At 70.1% G+C, this 16,773-nt stretch carries 18 protein-coding genes; 11 read left to right on the plus strand and 7 right to left on the minus strand.

What is annotated here, in order from left to right; genetic code table 11:
* Positions 1 to 29 precede the first annotated feature (29 nt).
* The 4 genes from ACYVO2_RS34360 to ACYVO2_RS34375 all read left to right on the plus strand — a co-directional run bounded on the left by ACYVO2_RS34360 (position 30) and on the right by ACYVO2_RS34375 (position 4,411).
* Positions 30 to 1,337 (plus strand): ABC transporter substrate-binding protein, encoded by a 1,308-nt coding sequence (locus tag ACYVO2_RS34360; protein WP_461012020.1) that lies wholly within the window; start codon positions 30 to 32, stop codon positions 1,335 to 1,337.
* Between the two features lie 82 nt (positions 1,338 to 1,419).
* Positions 1,420 to 2,313 carry a carbohydrate ABC transporter permease gene (locus tag ACYVO2_RS34365; protein WP_461012021.1) on the plus strand — a complete coding sequence of 298 codons (894 nt, stop codon included), beginning with the start codon at positions 1,420 to 1,422 and terminating at the stop codon, positions 2,311 to 2,313.
* 2 nt (positions 2,314 to 2,315) lie between these two features.
* Positions 2,316 to 3,233, plus strand: a complete 918-nt coding sequence (locus tag ACYVO2_RS34370; protein ID WP_461012022.1) for a carbohydrate ABC transporter permease — start codon at positions 2,316 to 2,318, stop codon at positions 3,231 to 3,233.
* Between the two features lie 200 nt (positions 3,234 to 3,433).
* The gene (locus ACYVO2_RS34375) at positions 3,434 to 4,411 is read left to right on the plus strand and encodes a phosphotransferase family protein (RefSeq protein ID WP_461012023.1); all 978 of its coding nucleotides are present in this window, start codon (positions 3,434 to 3,436) and stop codon (positions 4,409 to 4,411) included.
* A 365-nt stretch (positions 4,412 to 4,776) separates the two neighbouring features.
* Here ACYVO2_RS34375 and ACYVO2_RS34380 read toward each other — a convergent pair whose 3' ends face one another.
* Complete coding sequence (locus ACYVO2_RS34380; protein ID WP_461012024.1) at positions 4,777 to 5,523, minus strand: SDR family oxidoreductase; 747 nt, start codon at positions 5,521 to 5,523, stop codon at positions 4,777 to 4,779.
* Positions 5,524 to 5,614: 91 nt separating this feature from the next.
* Between ACYVO2_RS34380 and ACYVO2_RS34385 the strand changes: the two genes are divergently transcribed.
* From ACYVO2_RS34385 to ACYVO2_RS34395, 3 genes are all read left to right on the plus strand, one after another.
* The gene (locus ACYVO2_RS34385; protein ID WP_461012025.1) at positions 5,615 to 6,223 is read left to right on the plus strand and encodes a TetR/AcrR family transcriptional regulator; all 609 of its coding nucleotides are present in this window, start codon (positions 5,615 to 5,617) and stop codon (positions 6,221 to 6,223) included.
* Between the two features lie 410 nt (positions 6,224 to 6,633).
* On the plus strand, positions 6,634 to 7,212 hold the full coding sequence (locus ACYVO2_RS34390) for a TetR/AcrR family transcriptional regulator (protein WP_461012026.1): 579 nt from the start codon (positions 6,634 to 6,636) through the stop codon (positions 7,210 to 7,212).
* A gap of 176 nt (positions 7,213 to 7,388) precedes the next feature.
* Positions 7,389 to 8,270 carry an alpha/beta fold hydrolase gene (locus ACYVO2_RS34395; protein ID WP_461012027.1) on the plus strand — a complete coding sequence of 294 codons (882 nt, stop codon included), beginning with the start codon at positions 7,389 to 7,391 and terminating at the stop codon, positions 8,268 to 8,270.
* A 263-nt stretch (positions 8,271 to 8,533) separates the two neighbouring features.
* Here the strand turns inward: ACYVO2_RS34395 and ACYVO2_RS34400 are convergent, their stop codons facing one another.
* Both ACYVO2_RS34400 and ACYVO2_RS34405 read right to left on the minus strand, forming a co-directional pair.
* On the minus strand, positions 8,534 to 9,370 hold the full coding sequence (locus ACYVO2_RS34400; protein WP_461012028.1) for an alpha/beta fold hydrolase: 837 nt from the start codon (positions 9,368 to 9,370) through the stop codon (positions 8,534 to 8,536).
* A gap of 307 nt (positions 9,371 to 9,677) precedes the next feature.
* Entirely contained in the window at positions 9,678 to 10,079 is a 402-nt protein-coding gene (locus tag ACYVO2_RS34405) for a RidA family protein (RefSeq protein WP_461012029.1), read from the minus strand.
* A gap of 101 nt (positions 10,080 to 10,180) precedes the next feature.
* On the opposite strand from ACYVO2_RS34405, the gene ACYVO2_RS34410 reads away from it, so the two are divergent.
* Positions 10,181 to 10,564, plus strand: coding sequence for a winged helix-turn-helix transcriptional regulator (locus ACYVO2_RS34410; protein ID WP_461012030.1), 384 nt, complete (start codon positions 10,181 to 10,183; stop codon positions 10,562 to 10,564).
* Between the two features lie 141 nt (positions 10,565 to 10,705).
* On the opposite strand, the gene ACYVO2_RS34415 is transcribed toward ACYVO2_RS34410, so the two are convergent.
* Both ACYVO2_RS34415 and ACYVO2_RS34420 read right to left on the minus strand, forming a co-directional pair.
* On the minus strand, positions 10,706 to 11,095 hold the full coding sequence (locus ACYVO2_RS34415; protein ID WP_461012031.1) for a beta/gamma crystallin domain-containing protein: 390 nt from the start codon (positions 11,093 to 11,095) through the stop codon (positions 10,706 to 10,708).
* 88 nt (positions 11,096 to 11,183) lie between these two features.
* Positions 11,184 to 12,041: a hypothetical protein gene (locus ACYVO2_RS34420; RefSeq protein ID WP_461012032.1), complete on the minus strand. Its 858-nt coding sequence runs from the start codon at positions 12,039 to 12,041 to the stop codon at positions 11,184 to 11,186.
* 345 nt (positions 12,042 to 12,386) lie between these two features.
* On the opposite strand from ACYVO2_RS34420, the gene ACYVO2_RS34425 reads away from it, so the two are divergent.
* Entirely contained in the window at positions 12,387 to 14,669 is a 2,283-nt protein-coding gene (locus tag ACYVO2_RS34425) for an ATP-binding protein (protein WP_461012033.1), read from the plus strand.
* Positions 14,670 to 14,868: 199 nt separating this feature from the next.
* Here the strand turns inward: ACYVO2_RS34425 and ACYVO2_RS34430 are convergent, their stop codons facing one another.
* Complete coding sequence (locus ACYVO2_RS34430; protein ID WP_461012034.1) at positions 14,869 to 15,237, minus strand: fic family toxin-antitoxin system, toxin component; 369 nt, start codon at positions 15,235 to 15,237, stop codon at positions 14,869 to 14,871.
* Complete coding sequence (locus ACYVO2_RS34435; protein WP_461012035.1) at positions 15,234 to 15,536, minus strand: plasmid mobilization protein; 303 nt, start codon at positions 15,534 to 15,536, stop codon at positions 15,234 to 15,236. The genes ACYVO2_RS34430 and ACYVO2_RS34435 overlap by 4 nt, the downstream gene beginning before the upstream one ends.
* A 243-nt stretch (positions 15,537 to 15,779) precedes the next feature.
* Here ACYVO2_RS34435 and ACYVO2_RS34440 point away from each other — a divergent pair, with 243 nt between their 5' ends.
* Both ACYVO2_RS34440 and ACYVO2_RS34445 read left to right on the plus strand, forming a co-directional pair.
* Positions 15,780 to 16,313 carry a hypothetical protein gene (locus tag ACYVO2_RS34440; RefSeq protein ID WP_461012036.1) on the plus strand — a complete coding sequence of 178 codons (534 nt, stop codon included), beginning with the start codon at positions 15,780 to 15,782 and terminating at the stop codon, positions 16,311 to 16,313.
* Positions 16,314 to 16,549: 236 nt separating this feature from the next.
* On the plus strand, positions 16,550 to 16,773 hold a 224-nt coding region (locus ACYVO2_RS34445; protein ID WP_461012037.1), incomplete at its 3' end, for a hypothetical protein.

A 16,773-nucleotide genomic window follows, 5' to 3' on the forward strand; every position in this document is an offset into this window, starting at 1 on the left:
CCCGCTCCGCGCACACCCGAGGAACCTTCATGACGATCATGCGCTTCCGTGCCGCCCGCCGTGCCGTGCTGGCCGTGTCCGCCCTGGCACTCGTTGCACCCCTCGCCGCGTGCGGCGACTCCGGTGCCGCGGAGGGCGACGGCAAGACCCTGCGCCTGTGGCACTACGAGGACAAGGACGGCGCCCTCGGCAAGGCATGGGCCGCCGCCATCGACGAATTCGAGAAGACCCACCCCGAGGTGAAGGTCGTCTTCGAGCAGAAGACCTTCGAGCAGATCCAGCAGAACGCGGGCATGATCCTCAACTCCGACAAGGCCCCGGACGTGCTGGAGTACAACAAGGGCAACGCCACCACCGGCCTGCTCGCCAAGCAGGGCCTGCTCACGGACCTCACCGCCGTGGCCAAGGAGCGCGGCTGGGACAGGATCATCAGCGAGAGCGCCTCCGTCACCGCCCGCTACAACGCCAAGGGCGAGATGGGCGGCGACAAGTGGTACGGCATCCCCAACTACGGCGAGTTCGTCCTGGCGTACTACAACGACGACCTGTTCAAGAAGCACGGCGTCGCCAAGCCCACCGACTTCGCCGGCGTCGAGGCCGCCCTGGCCAAGTTCAAGGCCGCCGGCGTCACCCCGCTCGCCAACGCGGGCAACGACCACCCCGCGGGCCACTGGCTGTACCTGCTCGCCCTGTCCCGGGCCGACAAGACCTGGGTCGACAACTACCAGTTGTACAAGGGCGAGGTCGACTTCCACGGCCCCGAGTGGACCTACGCCGTGGAGAAGTACAAGGAGTGGCTGGACAAGGGCTACTTCGACAAGGACGACGTCGGCCTGAAGGGCACCGACATGACCGAGCAGTTCGTGTCCGCCAAGCGGCCCATCCTGGTCGGCGGGAACTGGTGGTTCGGCGGTCTGAGCACCGACATCAAGGACTTCTCCTGGTCCACCGCCCCCTACCCGGGCAGCGAGCGGACCCTCGGCTCGGGCGGCAACCACTGGGTGATACCGACCAGGGCGAAGAACAAGAAGCTCGCCGAGGACTTCATCGACATCACCATGTCGGAGAAGATCCAGAAGCTGATCGGCGAGCAGGGCAACGTCCCCCTCACCGTCGACGCGGACGCCGTCTCCAACCCCAGGTCCCGCGCGCTCATCACCGCCTTCAACACCTACCAGGGCAGCAACGAGCTCGCCTTCTACCCCGACTGGCCCGTCGCCGGCTACTACGACACGTGGATGGCCGCCACCCAGAACCTCATGAACGGCGGCAAGCCCCACGCGGTGCTCGACGAGCTCGCCGCCCCGTACGAGAAGCACGTCGCCTCCCGGTCCTGAGGCCGGCGCCGGACCTCGCGCCGTTTCCGGGGACGGCGTCCCGCCCGTCACGGGACGCCGTCCCGCCCACCTAGGAGCAACAGTGAAATCCACCCGTCACCCGCGGTCCACCGGGTACGCCGTCTTCCTCCTGCCGGGCCTGCTGCTGAGCCTGCTCTTCCTCGCCGTCCCGCTGGTGATGACCTTCGTCTACAGCTTCACCACCTGGCAGGGCATCGGCACCCCGTCCTTCACCGGCCTGGACAACTACCGCCGCCTCCTGGACGACGCCGACTTCTGGGCCTCCTTCCGCAACATCGCCGTCGTCATCGTCGGCATCTCCGTCGTCCCGACCCTGCTCGGCCTCTTCCTGTCCGCGCTGCTGTTCGACTACGTGGGCAAGAAGCACGGCGACGGCGTCGTCACCGTGCTCCGCTCCGGCCTGTACCTGCCCCAGGTCGTCCCCGTGGCCGTCACCGGACTGATGTGGGGCTGGATCCTCGCCCCCGAAGGCGCCGCCAACCGCCTGCTCCAGACGATCGGCCTCGACTCCCTCACCAGGAACTGGCTCGGCGACCCCGACCTGGCCCTGTGGGCCGTGCTCACCGTGCTGGTGTGGATGCAGCTCGGCTACCCGCTCGTGCTGTTCCTGTCCGGCCTGCAACGCATCGACCCCGAGCTGTACGAGGCGGCCGCCCTCGACGGCGCCTCCTGGTGGACGCGCTTCACCCGCATCACCGTCCCGATGCTGCGCCCCGAGGTGTACGTGGTCCTGGTCACCACCACCATCGCCGGCCTGAAGGTCTTCGCCCAGATCTTCGTCCTCACCGGCGGCGGGCCGGGCAACTCCACCCTGGTCCCGTCCTACTTCGCCTACCAGAACTTCTTCGAACGCGCCGACGTCGGCTACGGCTCGGCGATCTCCAGCACCATCACCGTCCTGGTGCTGCTCATCGCCGGGACCTTCCTGACCCGGCAGGCCCGCGAGAACGGATGAGCATGAGCACCGACACCAGCCCCAAGCCCCCCGTCCTCGAGGCACCCGCCGCTCCGGCGGCGACCGCTCGCCCACGCCGCCGCGCGGTCCGGCGCCGCGGGCGCGGCGCCGGCTCCTACGCCGTGCTCACCGCGGTCGGCCTGTTCGTCGCGGCGTTCCTCGCCCCGTTCCTCATCATCCTGTTCAACTCGTTCAAGAGCAGCGCCGACTACCGCGCCAACGGCCCGCTGTCCTGGCCCGCCGACTGGAACTGGAGCATCATCCAGGACGTCTGGCAGCGCGTCGACTTCACCCAGAAGCTCCTCAACAGCGTCCAGACCAGCCTCGGCGTCGTCGTCATCGCCGTCGTCCTGGCCCTGTTCAACGCCTACGCCCTGGGCATCGGCCGGGTCCGGCTGCGCACCGCCTTCCTCGTCTTCTTCCTGGGCATGAACGTCCTGCCGCAGGAGGGCCTGGTCTACCCCGTCTACTACCTGTTCAAGGAGGTGGGGCTGTACGACAGCAAGCTCGGCTACACCCTCCTGGTGGGCGTCACCTACAGCGCCTTCGGCACCTACCTGCTCTCCTCCGTCTTCAGCAGCTTCCCCCGCGAGCTCATCGAGGCCGCCTCCCTGGACGGCGCGGGCCGCTGGACCATCCTGTGGCGCATCGTGCTCCCCATGAGCTGGCCCACCCTGTCGGTGATGTGCGTCTTCTTCTTCGTCTGGAGCTGGAACGAGTTCCTCTACCCGCTCGTGCTGCTGATCTCCAACGACAACCAGACCGTCCCGCTGGGCCTGTCCGTCATGCAGGGCCAGTACACCAGCGACCCCACGGCCATGAGCGCCGCCGCCCTGCTCGGCATCGTCCCGATGGTCGTCTTCTTCCTCCTCTTCCAGCGCTCCCTCACCCGCGGTCTCACCGCGGGCGCCGTCAAATAGCAGCGGGAGGTGGATCCGCGGACCGCCGGCCCGGCGAGGTCCCCGACGGGGCGGCGCAGTCCCCGCGAGCCGGGCGTCGCCGGAGAGCTCCGCCCACGGGCCGGCACGGGCAGGCCGGAGGCGAGGCCGGCGGGCGCGGGGAGGACCGTCGTGTCAGGGCGCGCCTTGCCCCCGTGGACAGCGCTTGCCATGATCTGCGGGTGCACAGTGCCACCAAGCGGGACCTGAGCAGATCCGAGATCCAACGGGTGATCGCCGCCGCGCTCGGTCCCACCGCGGAGATCATGTCGCTGCACGAGTTCACCGACGGGTTCTTCAACGCCGTCCACGGCGTCGATCTCGCCGACGGCACCCGCCTCGTCCTCAAGGCCGCTCCGCCCCCGGAGGTGAAGCTGCTGCGGTACGAGGTCGACCTCATGCGCACCGAGCACGAGTTCTTCCAGCGGGCCGCTGAGGCAGGCGTGCCACTGCCCGCGCTCCGCCACGCCGATCTCGACGGCGGCTACCTCCTGCTCGACCGGCTGAAGGGCACCTCCCTGCATGCCCTCGCTCCGCGGCTCACCCCGGAGCAGGAGTACTCGATCCGCCGCGAGCTCGGTCGGATCAGCGCCAGGATCACCACGGTCACCGGCGAACTGTTCGGCTATCCGCGCCGCGACGGCCGCACCCGCTCCACTGACTGGCGCACCTCGTTCCTGTCCCTCATCGACGACATCCTGGCCGACGCGGTCGAGTACGACCGGCCGCTGCCCATGGCCGCGGGCGACATCGCCGCACTGGTCCGCCGCCACGCGCCACTGCTGGATGACGTCAGACGCCCGGCGCTGGTGCACTTCGACCTCTGGGACGGCAACGTCTTCGTCAACGAGGACCTGAGCATCGAGGGGATCATCGACGGAGAGCGGGCGCTGTACGCCGACCCCCTCGCGGAGCTGGTGTCCTTGCTGATGTTCCGTGAGCCCGACGCGGTGCCCGGTGTGCTCGACGGGTTCCTCGGGCGAGGGCTCACCGACCGGGAACGCGTGCGGTTGACCATGTACAACGTGTACCTCGGGCTCATCCTCGTCACCGAGGGGGCGGTGCGCGCCTACGATCCCGTCGAGCACGAGACCATGTTCCGCCGGGACACCGAGCGGCTCACCGAACAACTGCGGCGCCTGCAACAGCTTCCAGCCTGAGCGGGCACCGTCAGCGGCTGCTGTCCTCCAAGCACACCGCACCGCATGAAGCGGAAGGCGACGTGCTCGCCGCCCAGCGCGGGGAACGCGCCCGCGTCCGCGTCGGGACGTGGACGGGCGGCGCGGGTGGGAGGTCCCGCCGTGGAGGGCGCGTGGCGTGCGGCCGCGCGTGCGCGGGCTCGGTCTTCGCTCCGCACGGCCGTGCGTCACGAAGAGATCGGTCCCGCGCAGGCACCCGGATCGAGCTCACGGTTCCCGGGGGAGGGATGTGACCTGGCGAGGTCGAGCGGTCCTTTCCGCTCTCGGTTCCGCTGGGTGGCGGGTGGTGTGCCAGGGCCGGCCGGTCGGGAGTCCGCCCGGCGGAGTCAGAACTGGTTCTCGCCGCCGTTGACGTGCAGGGTGGTGCCGAGCATGAAGCTGCTGTCCGCGGAGGCGAGAAAGGCCACGGCGGCGGCGACCTCCTCCGGGCGTCCCCTGCGGCCGATCGGGACTCCCGCCGCGAGTTCCGCCTTGACGGCGGCCGCGTTCTCCTCGCCGATGGCGAGGTCGACTCCGGGGGTGTCGATCGCGCCCGGCGCGACCGTGTTGACCCGGATGCCCCTGTCCTTCAGCTCGTTGGCCCAGGTCCGCGCGAGGGACCGGACCGCGGCCTTCGACGCCGCGTACAGGCCGAAGGCCTCCCGGCCGTCGTCGGCGCGGATGGAGTCGTTCAGGATCACCGAGGCGCCGTCGTTGAGCAGTGGCAGCGCCTTCTGCACGGTGAGCAGTGTGCCCCGGACGTTGATGCCGAAGATCTGATCGAACTGTTCCCCGGTGGCCTGCGCCAACGGTGCGAGCGTGGCCATGCCCGCGTTGGCGAAGAGCACGTCCAGGCCCCGGCCGCGGTCACGGATCGCGTCGTACAGCCGGTCCAGGTCGGTCGGCTCCGATATGTCGCCCGGCACCGCGGTGACCGCGGAACCGATCGACTCCACGGCCCTGTCGAGTGCCTCCTTGCGCCGACCGGTGATGAACACATGGGCTCCCTCGGCCGCCAGCCGGGCGGCGGTGGCCAGGCCGATTCCGGTGCTGCCGCCGGTGACGACGGCGGTCTTGCCTTCCAACTGTCCCATTGCTTGAGCTCCCCAAACTTAGATACCGATCGGTGCAGAATGGAACTGTAGCACTTCTGCACCGATCGGTATCAAGAGATAGGATGGGGTCGTGGAGACCACCCGGAGAGCGCCGATCGGCCGGCCGAGGGGCTTCGACGCCGACGAGGCCCTGGAGCGGGCGATGATGGTCTTCTGGGAGCAGGGCTACGAGGGCGCCAGCCTGACCGACCTGACCCGGGCCATGGGCATCACCCGCAAGAGCATGTACGCGGCCTTCGGCAACAAGGAGGAGCTGTTCCGCAAGGCGCTGGAGCGCTACACCGAAGGCCCCGCCGCCTATGTGGCCCGCGCGCTGGAGAAGCCGAGCGCCCGGGAGGTGGCCACGGCGTTCCTCGCCGGCTCGGTCCGCACGACCACCCGCCCCGGCTGCCCCGCCGGGTGCCTGGGCGTGCAGGGCTCGCTGGCCTCCGGCGACAACGGCCGGGCGGTCCAGGACGCCCTGGTCGCCTGGCGCGACGACGGCCGCGCCCGTCTCCGCCGCCGGTTCCAGCGGGCCGTCGACGAGGGTGATCTGCCCCCCGGCGCGGACCCGGAACTGCTCGCCCGATACCTCATGACCGTGTCGAACGGCATCGCCGTCCAGGCCGCCGGCGGCGCCACCCGCTCCGAACTCCAGCGGGTGGCCGACGCGGCGCTGCGGAGCTGGCCACCCATCTGAGAGTCGGTGCCCGCGGGAGCGTCAGGACCACAGGGATGTGATGGCGCCGGGTGGCGAGTGGTGTGCCGGCGTCGGCCCGGTGATGTCGCTGACGGGGCTTCGGACGGTGGTGAGGGAGTGGTGCCGATGGCCACATCCGCCGCACCACCGCTCGTCGGCGATCACGGGCCCTCCGGCGGGCCCTTGACCTCGGTGGCTGTGCGGTCATGCGGTTGTGGCGGGTGGTTGAGGTCTGTCGCCGTGTGGTGCCGCGGCGTGGTGGCGGTGGGGTGGTCACAGGCATGCGGCAGCGGCTCCTGGCCCGCGGCCAGGCCCTGCGGGCGATGCCGGCCCGCGAGTCGGCGCATGGTCGGGCGTCGGGCCGCGACCTTATTCTTGAGCGAGCGATCCAGATAGGCTACGGTGGGGTCATGGCGAGGACCCGGGAGTTCGACACCGAGGCGGCGGTGAGCCGCGCCATGGAACTGTTCTGGACGCGCGGCTACGAGGCGACCTCGGTGCGCGATCTGGCCCAGCACCTGGAGATCGGGCAGGGGTCCCTGTACGCCGCGTTCGGCGACAAGGACGGCCTGTACCGGGCCGCGCTGGAGCACTACCGCACCACCCTCGCGGCGGCCGCCCTGCGCAGCCTGGAGGAGGGAGCGGACGCCCGCGCGGCGATCCGTACGCTGCTGACGGAGCGGATCCGCATCGCCGTCGGCAGCGGCGGCCGGGGCTGCCTGGCCGTCAACGCCGCCTGCGAGCGGCTGCCTCAGGACGCGGCGACCCTGCGCACCGTGCGCGACATGCAGGACGCGAGCCGCGAGGCGCTGACCGAGGTGCTGCGGGCCGCGACGGAGCGGGGCGAGATCGCGGCGCGGCACGACCCGCACACGGTCGCCGCGTTCCTGGTCACCTTCCTCAACGGGCTGCTGGTCTCCTCGAAGATCACACCGGACGCGCGCGCCCTCGAACCCCTCGTGGACATCGCGCTGACCGCTCTCGACTGAGGGGCCCGGCGGCCTCGGCCGGGCCTTTCTCATGCGCCGAATCTGTAACGCCCGCTAAAGAAAATGAGCACCCATTCCCGGCCGCGACGCCGGCGCCCCCATCAGCGCCGACGGCCCGAGCCGCCCGCTGACCTCATCGAGCCACCGCGCCCACTCACGACAGGAAGCACCACGTCATGATGTACGACCACACCGCAACGCCCATGGCCACCGGCCGTGCCGCCGTCAACGGAACGAGCCTGCACTACCGGACGGCCGGGTCCGGCCCCGCTGTGGTGCTGCTGCACGGCGTGCCCAAGACCGGCTACCACTGGCGTCATCTGGTCCCGAAGCTGACGCCCCACCACACCGTCGTCGTGCCCGACCTGCGCGGTCTGGGTGACTCCGCCCGCCCCGCGGACGGCTACGACTCCGCGACGATGAGCGACGACATCGCCGAGCTGATGGCCCGCCTCGGACATGGGACCTACGCCGTGATCGGCGAGGACTGGGGCGCGGTGATCGGCTACCAGCTCGCCACTCGCCACCGCGACCACGCCACCTCCCTGGTCTACGCCGAGGCCCTGTTCCCCGGCTTCGGCTTCGAGGACCACACCGCCCTCACCCCCGAGAATGTCTCCAGCGGCATGCACCTGTGGCACCTGGGCTTCTACTTCCAGCCCGACGTCCCCGAGATGCTGATCGCCGGGCACGAGCGCGAACTGATCACCTACATGATCAAGAACGAGCGCAGCCACCCCGACACCGCCACCCCCGACGCGATCGAGGAGTACGTGCGCTGCTACTCCATGCCCGGCGGCATCCGCGCGATGCTCGCCGTCTACCGGGCGATGCTCACCGACGCCGAACAGAACCGGCAGGCCGCACGCAGGAAGCTGGACATCCCGGTGCTGGCGCTCGGCGGCTCCGCCTTCATCGGCGAACGCAACGAGTCCCAGGCGCGGCTCGTGGCCCACCACGTCACCGGACACGTCTTCGACGCGGGCCACGACCTCGCGGAGGAGGTACCCGACGAGATGGCCGACGTCGTCCTGCCCTTCCTCGCGGCGCACGGGTAACCGACGTCCGTCCGCCGGGACGGGAATGCCCCCGCGGACGGACCGGTCACCACACGCAGCCTCATCGGCCCGGGGGCATCACGTGATACGCCGTCCGACGCCGCCTCCCAGGTCTCGGTGCGCTGGAAGGCGACGCCGCTGTGCGCGGGCCGGCGGCGCGTTTCCGGATCGGACGTCACCGCACATCCGACCGCCACGACCACCGACCCCGCGAATCAACCCAGCAAGTCAACCCGGCGAGTCAACCCGGTCAGAGCACTGGCTCATTCCTTGAGGAACTCGATGATCTGCGGGGCGATCTTCTTCGGTGCCATGACGACCGCGCCGTGGTTGAGGCCGGGCAGGGTGCGGTGGTCGGCCTGCGGCAGGATCTCGGTGATGGCGCGGGCTGCGCGCCGGAAGGCGGCCGGGCTCTTGCCGCCGGTCAGCACCCGGGTGGGCACGCTCGCGCCCTTCCACTCCTCGGCGTTGAGCGGCCTGCCCTGCTGGGTGCCGCCCATGACCGCGATGTCGTAGGGCAGGGTGCGGGCCAGCCTGGTGAGGTTCGCCCACATCCTCGGCATCAGCTTCATGAAGAACACGGCGATGCCGGGCATGCCCTGCACCCTGGTCATGAAGTACTTGACCGCGTCGCTGTCGCGGCCCTGCGCGAGCAGCGCGGTGACCTGCTGCGCGAGGTCCCCGGGCGGGCCGTCGTCGCCGTCGGCGACCACGAACGGCGGCTCGTACAGGGCCAGGCGGTCGACACCGACTCCGGCGGCGGCCGCGCGCAGGGCCAGGACGGCCCCGGAGGACGAGCCGAACAGCGACGCCGAGCCGCCGACGTACTCGATCAAGGCAGCGATGTCCTCGATCTCGCGCTCGACGGCGTAAGCGTCGGCGTCACCGCTGGCACCCCGGCCGCGCCGGTCGTAGTTGATCACCGTGAAGTGATCGGCGAGGAGGGCTGCGAGCTTGGCCGTGTCAGAGCGGTCAGCCAGGGCCGAGGCCACCAGGACGACGGCCGGCCCACTGCCCGACTGCTCGAACGCGATCTCGGTGCCGTCGGCGGAGACGACACGCGCGTCGGTCTTGGCTGCCTGCCCTCGGGTTGCTGACATGTCCTTCTCTCCGTTCACATAGGGGCCGATACTGCTACGGCGCGAGCTGCTGCCGTTGAGACCGCCGAGGGGCGGAAAACTCATCGGAGCCCCTGGGGCCGGGACGCGCGGTAACGGAACACCTGCGAGACGGACGCCATGAGGGACGGTGTGCCGCGCGGCGGAGGGAGCGACCCGGCGCCGCGGACGGGGTGGCCGAGGACGTGGGCCGGGCCGTGACGGTGGCTCCGCCGTCGGCGCGTCCGCGGCGATCCGGCGGGGCCCACCGAGTCGGCATGAGGGCTGTGGGACGTGCCAGGAGGAGACCTCAGGCGGGCAGTTTCGTGTCGATGACGAAGCTGATCTCGATGACCTGGCCGGGCAAGGTGAGTTCAGTGACGCCCAACACCGTGCTGGCCGGGCGGTGGTCGCCGAAGTAGCCCAGATTGCCCTCCGCCGTCGCCGCGGCGTTCTGCCGGAGGTTCACCACGTACAGGGTCTGCGAGACGATCTGGTTCCGGGTGGCGCCGTAGTGGTCCAGGACCTTGTCCATGTTGGCGTGGGTCCGTTCGAGCTGGGCGGCGAAGTCGCCCGGGTGGAGGAACTCGCCTGCCTCATCGAACGCGAGCTGTCCGGAGACGTGGATCAGCTCGCCGGACTTGATCGCCTGGGAGTAGCCGAAGTCGCTCTCGGCCGGCACGTTGTAGTTGAAGACATCGATGGTGGTCACGGTGCTCGCCCTTCCGGTGCACTCTCTTGTGGTTACTCGGAAACTGTAGGAGAGTGGCGGTTGACCTGGAAGAACGCACTTTTCGGTGACTGGGGAACCTGATGGTGACCAAGCAACTGCTCAAAGGCCTGCCCGAGGACGCTGACCTGCGGCGCGCGGACTCCCTGGCACGGGAGATCTTCTCGGACGTCGCCAACAAGTGGGCGCTCCTGATCATCGAGGCGCTCGGCGAGCGCACCCTGCGCTTCAGCGAGCTGCGGAGCGAGGTCGAGGGCATCAGTCACAAGATGCTCACCCAGAACCTGCGCATGCTGGAGCGCAACGGCCTGGTCGACCGGAAGGTGCACCCCACCGTGCCGCCGCGAGTCGAGTACACCCTCACCGAGCCGGGCCGGGCCCTGCGCGCCGCGGTCGACGCCATATGCGGCTGGACCCACCAGTACCTCGGTCACATCGAGAGTGCTCGCGGCCGTTTCGACGCCTGACGGGCACCGCAGCGACGCCCTGGCGCTACTGCCGCGCTCGTTCGAAGCCTCATCGTGCGGCAGACGCGACGCGGGGAAACCCATCCGGGATCGCCTGGGGACGGCGATCGGAAAGACCGCCGTCCCCGTGTCACCGGAGGTTCAGTGGATCCTGAAGCCGTCGATGCGGACCCCGCCCGGGTGGTTCGGGAACAGGTAGAGGGTCCACTTCTCGATCGGGGCGGCGGGCTGCCACCTTCCGTCCCCGTGCCACTGGACGCGGTTGTTCCCGGTCGAGAGCTGCTTCATCCAGCCGAGGAAGTACGCGCCCGACCACCTTTCCTCCCCGGCGTTGGCCCAGCAGTAGGTCCGGGTGCCGTGCTCACCGCTGCCGCCCAGGTCGTGCCCGTAGACCATGGCGAGGTCTGTCCTCAGTCCGCATTCGATCCTGTTGATCGCGGTCGCCTGCGTCGTGGTGCCGAGGGTGACCGAGACCGCCGCCACGACGGTCGTCAGCGCGGACAGGACCAAGCGTTTGGCTCTTTGGTTCATGGAAGTTCTCCTTCTCGTTCCGTATGAGGGCCGGACGGTGGTGCGGCCTGGCACAGTGCCGTCCGGAGTCGAGGGGTGAGGGTTTGGTTCAGGTCGTGTCAGACGCGGCCAGCAGGTGTGCGGCCCGGTCGACCTGCGCCTGAACCTGTTTCTTGTAGCCGGTCAGGACTTCGGCGTTGGCGGATATGAGCTGCTGCTGGTATCCGGCGAGGACGGCGAAGTAGACGGCGGCCAGATTCGATGACCGCGTGCAGGACTCGTCGGCCGTGGCCGCGGCGATCTCCTTCGTGGTCACCTTCTTGGCGTTCCGGAAGCGGTTGGCCAGCTCCTCGGGATCGTCGGCCGGGTGCCCCGCCGAGCTCATGCAGGCCGACCAGCGTTCACGCGCGGCACCGACCCGGCTGTCCGCGGCCGCCCGCTGGAACGACTGGCCGAACAGGTCCTGGGTGAGCTTCCAACCCTGGGTGCCGGCGAGAGACGGCACTTGCTTGTCCGCTTTGTCCCAGCAGGCGTTGTAGTCATCCAATTCCTGGCCGGTCGGGCCTTGGGTGGCTGGAATCGGTACTGCGACATGGAAACCGATGCGCTTGGCGGTCGCACTGCCGATGTAGCCCCAGGCGCCGGCCGGGTGGATCGCTTCTTTCTCTTCTTTCGTCTTCGCGGCAGTCCGGGTCTTCTTCCGGCTTGAATAGCTTGTGTATCCCCGGTTTTGCATGCAGCGGGCGACCAGCACCTCGTTTGTCCGGTACAGCAGGACGTCGTCCTGCTCGGAGGTGCCGTAGTCGGAGAGCGGGAGGTCCGTCAGACCGTCGTATCCGGTGGCGGGCGCTGTCGATGTGGCCGCGATGGGCGGCGGGGTCGGCGTCACATGCGCCGCGCTGTCGGCGAGGCCCGCGGAGCAGCCGGTGGCCAGCAGGCCGGCAGCGATCGCCGTGAGGGAGGTCATGCTCACGACGGGCCGTACGGCTCGCCGCGCGCCGGGGGCGGCTCGAACGGTTCTCATGCTGGACTTGCCCTTTCCGGGAGCAGGAGCGCGGTGCCGGTCGCAGGGAGGCCAACCGGTTTTCCTTGGATCGGCCGGTCCACCGACCCTGAGAGCCGCGACCCGGGCGCGGAGCCAGGTACGCGGACGGCGAGCATTGGGGTGCTTCATGGACGGAAACTTCCGCCACCCGATCGGGGCGGACGTGACAAGTAGACTGCTCGTCACGAGCAATGCCCAGGCAGAACAGCAGGCACAAGTACCGCGGGTACAAAATGCCTGCGCGCATACTCGGCGGGGAGGCGGACATTGGACAGCTCGTTAGCGGCGCTCTTACGGCGCCTGCGGCATGCGGCCCATATGACCATTGAGGAGTTGTCGAACGCTTCCGGGGTGAGCGTGCGAGCGATCGGCAACCTGGAGCGCGGTGAGAGCCTCGGGCCGCAGCGCGCCACCGTGATCGCGCTCGCGGACGCGCTACGACTGACTGGTGACTGTCGCGACGAGCTGCTGCGGGCCGCCCGCGCCGGCCAGCGCCGCAGCCCGGCCCCGGCCCCGGGGCTGATGGCGATGCCGCGCGCGGTGCCCGACTTCACCGGCCGCGGCCAGGAAGTGGGCTGGCTGGCCTCGCTCACGGACGGTTCGCCGGACGAGCCGGCGCCCATCGTCGTGATCTCGGGCCAGCCGGGGGTCGGCAAGACCAGCTTGGCCGTGCACGCCGTCAGTGAGCTGTCGCACCGCTTCCCCGACGGGTGCTTCTTCGTCGACCTGCGCGGCCTGGAGGCACGCCCACTGGACCCCGGCGTCGTTCTGGAACGGCTGATCCGCACCCTGGCGCCGACCCATAAGCGGCTGCCGCTCGATGTGGGTGCCCGGGCGGCCCTGTACCGGTCCGTGGCCGCCGAGCGCCGGATCGCCGTGGTGTTGGACAACGCGGCGGACGAGGCCCAGGTGCGTCCCCTGCTGCCGGCGACCGGCGCGGTCCTGACAGTGATCACCAGTCGTCGGCTGCTCACCGGCTTGGAGGGGGTGGCCCGGCTCCCACTGCCGCCACTGCCTGACGCGGAAGCCCGCGACCTGCTGGAGCGCCTGATCCCCGGCCCACCCGCTGCCGGCCATGTCACCGACGCGATATCGCGACTGGCGCACTCCTGCGGCAACCTCCCGCTGGCCCTGCGGATCGTCGGCAACCGCATGGCCAGCCGCCCCGACTGGTCACCCGACCGGCTCGCCGCCCGTCTGGAGGACGAGGAACGCCGTCTGGACGCACTGACCGCCGGCGACCTGAAGGTCACCGTGGCTTTCGAGTTGTCCTACACACAGCTCTCCGGCGCCGCGCAACGACTCTTCCGACGACTGTCCCTGATGCCGGGACCGCACTGCGGCCCTCGACTGGCCTCAGTGCTGGGAGGACTGCCGGACGCCGACACGGAGGACGCCCTGGACGAGCTGGTCGAGCTCGGTCTGGTTCAGTCACGTTTCACTGCGCGCTACCGGCTGCACGACCTCCTCCGGATCTTCGCCCGGCGGCGACTGGAGCAGGAGGAGCCCGAGGATGAGCGCGCCGCCGTCGAAGCACGAGCGGTGGACTGGCTGCTGGACACGGCGATCGCGGCCGGCCGCTGGTTCGAACCGGACTACTACAAGGCTCTCCCCGAGCACTGGGACGACCGCGTGCGGCTGAACTCCCCCGAGGCCGCACAGCAATGGTTGATGGACGAGGCCGACGGCTGGCTCGCCGCGCTGGAACTGGCCGCCGCCACCGGAAGGTTGCGACGGGTGGTCGACGTGGCCGAAGCCATGCACTGGTTCTCCGACCGCTGGACCCACTGGGGCTACTGGCCCCGGGTGTTCACCCTGTCCAGCGACGCCGCCGCCGAGCTTGCCGACCACACCGCCGCCGCAACGCATCTGAACTACCTCTCCTGGGCGCACAACACTTGCCTCGGCGACACCGCGGGAGCGATCGACTGCGCCCGTCGAGCCCACGCGGAAGCGGTCATCGCTGGGGACCTGCGACAGCAGGCGTGGGCCGACTCGTACCTGGCGGTGGCGCTGTTGAAGGCCGGGGATGCCCACGGCGCGCTGCCGCTGGCCGACCGGGCGATGCGAGGGTTCCGCTCCGTCAACGATCGAGAAGGCATGGTGATGCACGCGCTGTCCACCCTGGGTAGGGCGCTCGAGCGCATCGGGAAGCCCGACGAGGCGCTGTGGGCCTACAGGCACAGGCTCACATTGGCGTCCGACCCGGCCACCGCGCCGTCGCCCGTGATCGCGGAAATGACACGGGTGTCGGCGGCACGCGACATCGGCCTGCTGCACATCACGCAGGGAAGGTGGCGGGAAGCGATCGAAACACTCGAGCCGGCCGTCGCCTGGGAACCGGCCTCGAACATTCCCCAATGGCAGGCGCAGATGTACGCCGCGCTCGGCCGGGCACGCCGAGAACTGGGACAGACCGAAGACGCGCTGGCCGACGTGGACCGCGCCATCGCGATCTACCGGCAGATCGGTGACGACAACGCCACAGAGGCCATCCAGGCCCTGCACAACGGTTTTGGCCCCGGACCCGAGCACTCGATCGGCGGGTGATCAGGCGCCTGATCCCGGCGAGGCCGAGATCGGTCCAGGAAGTACAACCCGCGGTCGATCAGCGTCCGCCCGCGGTCGGTGGCACAGGCGAGCGGTCGGTGGCACAGGCGAGGACGACGCGCGGTCACCGAGGTTGTCGACCACGTACCGGCGCACATCATCGGGGAGCTCCTCGGCGTTGGTGGAGGACCGGGGCTGTTCAGGTGGTCCAGGCGCGCAGCCGCAGGGCGGTCTCGCGGATGCCGACGCGGTGGTCGACGACGTCGGCGACCAGTTGCGCGGCGTCCTTGGGGGGTGCGTCGAGGCGGTGGCCGTTGGCTTCGAGGAACGCCTTGGCGGCGGCGAAGGCGAACAGGTTGTTGGAGTGCTCCAGGGCGGGGTTGCGGGCGAGGAACTGCATCAGGGCGGCGGCTTTGAGGCGGTCGCTGCCGTAGACCTCGGTGTCCATGGCGGCGGCCTGGTGCGCGGCCACGGCGGCGAACAGCGGGCCGAGGTCGTCCAGGGCGGGGTCCCCCGGTAGCTGCTCGGCGATGGCCAGCAGGTACGGGACGGTGGCGTAGTGGGTCACGCGGCCCGGCCGCCGTCCCGCGCCGCGCCGCCGGTGTCCTCACGTGCCGCCTGGCTTTCCCTGTCGCGGGCGGGGCGGCGCGCGGCGCGGTCCTCCTCCGGAGCGGGGAACGCCTCGGCGTAGGAGGCGACGGTGTCCCGGGCCGAGGCCACGAAGGCCCGCTGGACGGCGTTGACCTCGTTCATGGCCGCCGTGTGCAGGTACTGCTGCACGCTCATGCCCAGCCGCTTGGCGCGGTCGCGGACCAAGGCCAGCTCGTCCTCCTCGAAGCGGAGGTTGATGCTCTTCTTCTCACCCATGGCACCAATAGTGCCAGTGGTGCCATGGGTGCCGCCAGGGCCGACTCCAACGGCGCACGGCGCCGGGGCGGGGGCGGGGGCGGGGACGCGGCATATGGGCACGAAGCGGACTGGTCGCATCCGGACGACTGGGGCTCGTCCGACCGGGCGGACAGGGTGCGCGGAGGCTGCCGGGCGCCGCTCGCTTTGAGTGGGTGCTCTCCCCCGGTTCCGTGGTGGGTGTGTGGGTGCTGGACTCGGTCCATGAACGAGACGGTGATCGTCGCGGTCATCACTGCCGTCGCCGCCTTGAGCGGCGCGGGGATGACCGCCTTCATCAACCTGCGGGCCACTCGGCTCCAGAGCGAACTGCATCTGGCGATCGCACGCGAGGAGCGAGCCGAGCAGCGTCTTGCCGCGCTGCGCACGTCGCGTCGTGATGCGTATGTCCGGTTCCTGGACGGTGCCGCCGCTGCCATAGCGGAGATCAGCGCGTTGCATTCCGCGCGGCTCGACGACGAGGAGTTCGAACGTTGCTTCTCCGCTGCGTGGGCCGGTGTCGGCCGCACGGCCGCGTTGATCAATGTTGTGGCGGTCGAAGGGCCCTTGGAGGTTCTCGAGGCCGCGCGGGACCTGCGGGCGATCCTGTACGACGAGATGAGGACCTTACGAGCGGTGCGGGAGGGGAGGAAGCCGTCGTCCGCCGCGGTGGATGTGAGCGAGCGGCGTATGCAGGCGGTGAGGCAGATGTCCTCCGCGGCGCGTGCGGCGTTGGGCGCCGACGTCGACACCCGGTGACCGACGTGGCCGTTCCCCTGTGGTGCCCGGTCGGGACGTGGCGGGTGCGCGGTTGCCCGGACAGGTGAGCGGTCGGCCCGGCAGCATGGAGGGATGGCGGGGAGAGCACGCATCGTAGTGGGGGTCGTCGCCGGCAGCATCTCCGGGCTCGTCGGCGTCGTGTCGGCGGCACCGGGACGTTCCGTGGTCACGGGCGGGCGCACCGGCGAGGCCGTCACGGGGGACGGCAACCACGCATGACTCCCCCACTCCCCTGGCGGCGCAAGAACAGGACCTCGCCCGCGCAGCCCCGCCAAGCGCCGGCTCCCGGGGGCGGTGAGCTGCCGGACGGCGGTCCCGGCGCGGACACCGACACGGCCGTCCCACCGGCCTCGTCCGGCGATGCCGGCACCGTCATCACCGGCGACCACACCCACATGCCCGTCACCGACCAGCGCGGGCAGGTCCACAACACCGTCAC

Source organism: Streptomyces capparidis, assembly GCF_054782095.1.

Bases quoted from the DNA above. Each gene is read 5' to 3' on its own strand.
- ACYVO2_RS34370 (WP_461012022.1), top strand. From the start codon at position 2,316: ATGAGCACCGACACCAGCCCCAAGCCCCCCGTCCTCGAGGCACCCGCC.
- ACYVO2_RS34395 (WP_461012027.1), top strand. From the start codon at position 7,389: ATGATGTACGACCACACCGCAACGCCCATGGCCACCGGCCGTGCCGCC.
- ACYVO2_RS34415 (WP_461012031.1), bottom strand. From the start codon at position 11,095: ATGAACCAAAGAGCCAAACGCTTGGTCCTGTCCGCGCTGACGACCGTC.
- ACYVO2_RS34410 (WP_461012030.1), top strand. From the start codon at position 10,181: ATGGTGACCAAGCAACTGCTCAAAGGCCTGCCCGAGGACGCTGACCTG.
- ACYVO2_RS34435 (WP_461012035.1), bottom strand. From the start codon at position 15,536: ATGGGTGAGAAGAAGAGCATCAACCTCCGCTTCGAGGAGGACGAGCTG.
- ACYVO2_RS34400 (WP_461012028.1), bottom strand. From the start codon at position 9,370: ATGTCAGCAACCCGAGGGCAGGCAGCCAAGACCGACGCGCGTGTCGTC.
- ACYVO2_RS34360 (WP_461012020.1), top strand. From the start codon at position 30: ATGACGATCATGCGCTTCCGTGCCGCCCGCCGTGCCGTGCTGGCCGTG.
- ACYVO2_RS34380 (WP_461012024.1), bottom strand. From the start codon at position 5,523: ATGGGACAGTTGGAAGGCAAGACCGCCGTCGTCACCGGCGGCAGCACC.
- ACYVO2_RS34440 (WP_461012036.1), top strand. From the start codon at position 15,780: ATGAACGAGACGGTGATCGTCGCGGTCATCACTGCCGTCGCCGCCTTG.
- ACYVO2_RS34390 (WP_461012026.1), top strand. From the start codon at position 6,634: ATGGCGAGGACCCGGGAGTTCGACACCGAGGCGGCGGTGAGCCGCGCC.
- ACYVO2_RS34420 (WP_461012032.1), bottom strand. From the start codon at position 12,041: ATGACCTCCCTCACGGCGATCGCTGCCGGCCTGCTGGCCACCGGCTGC.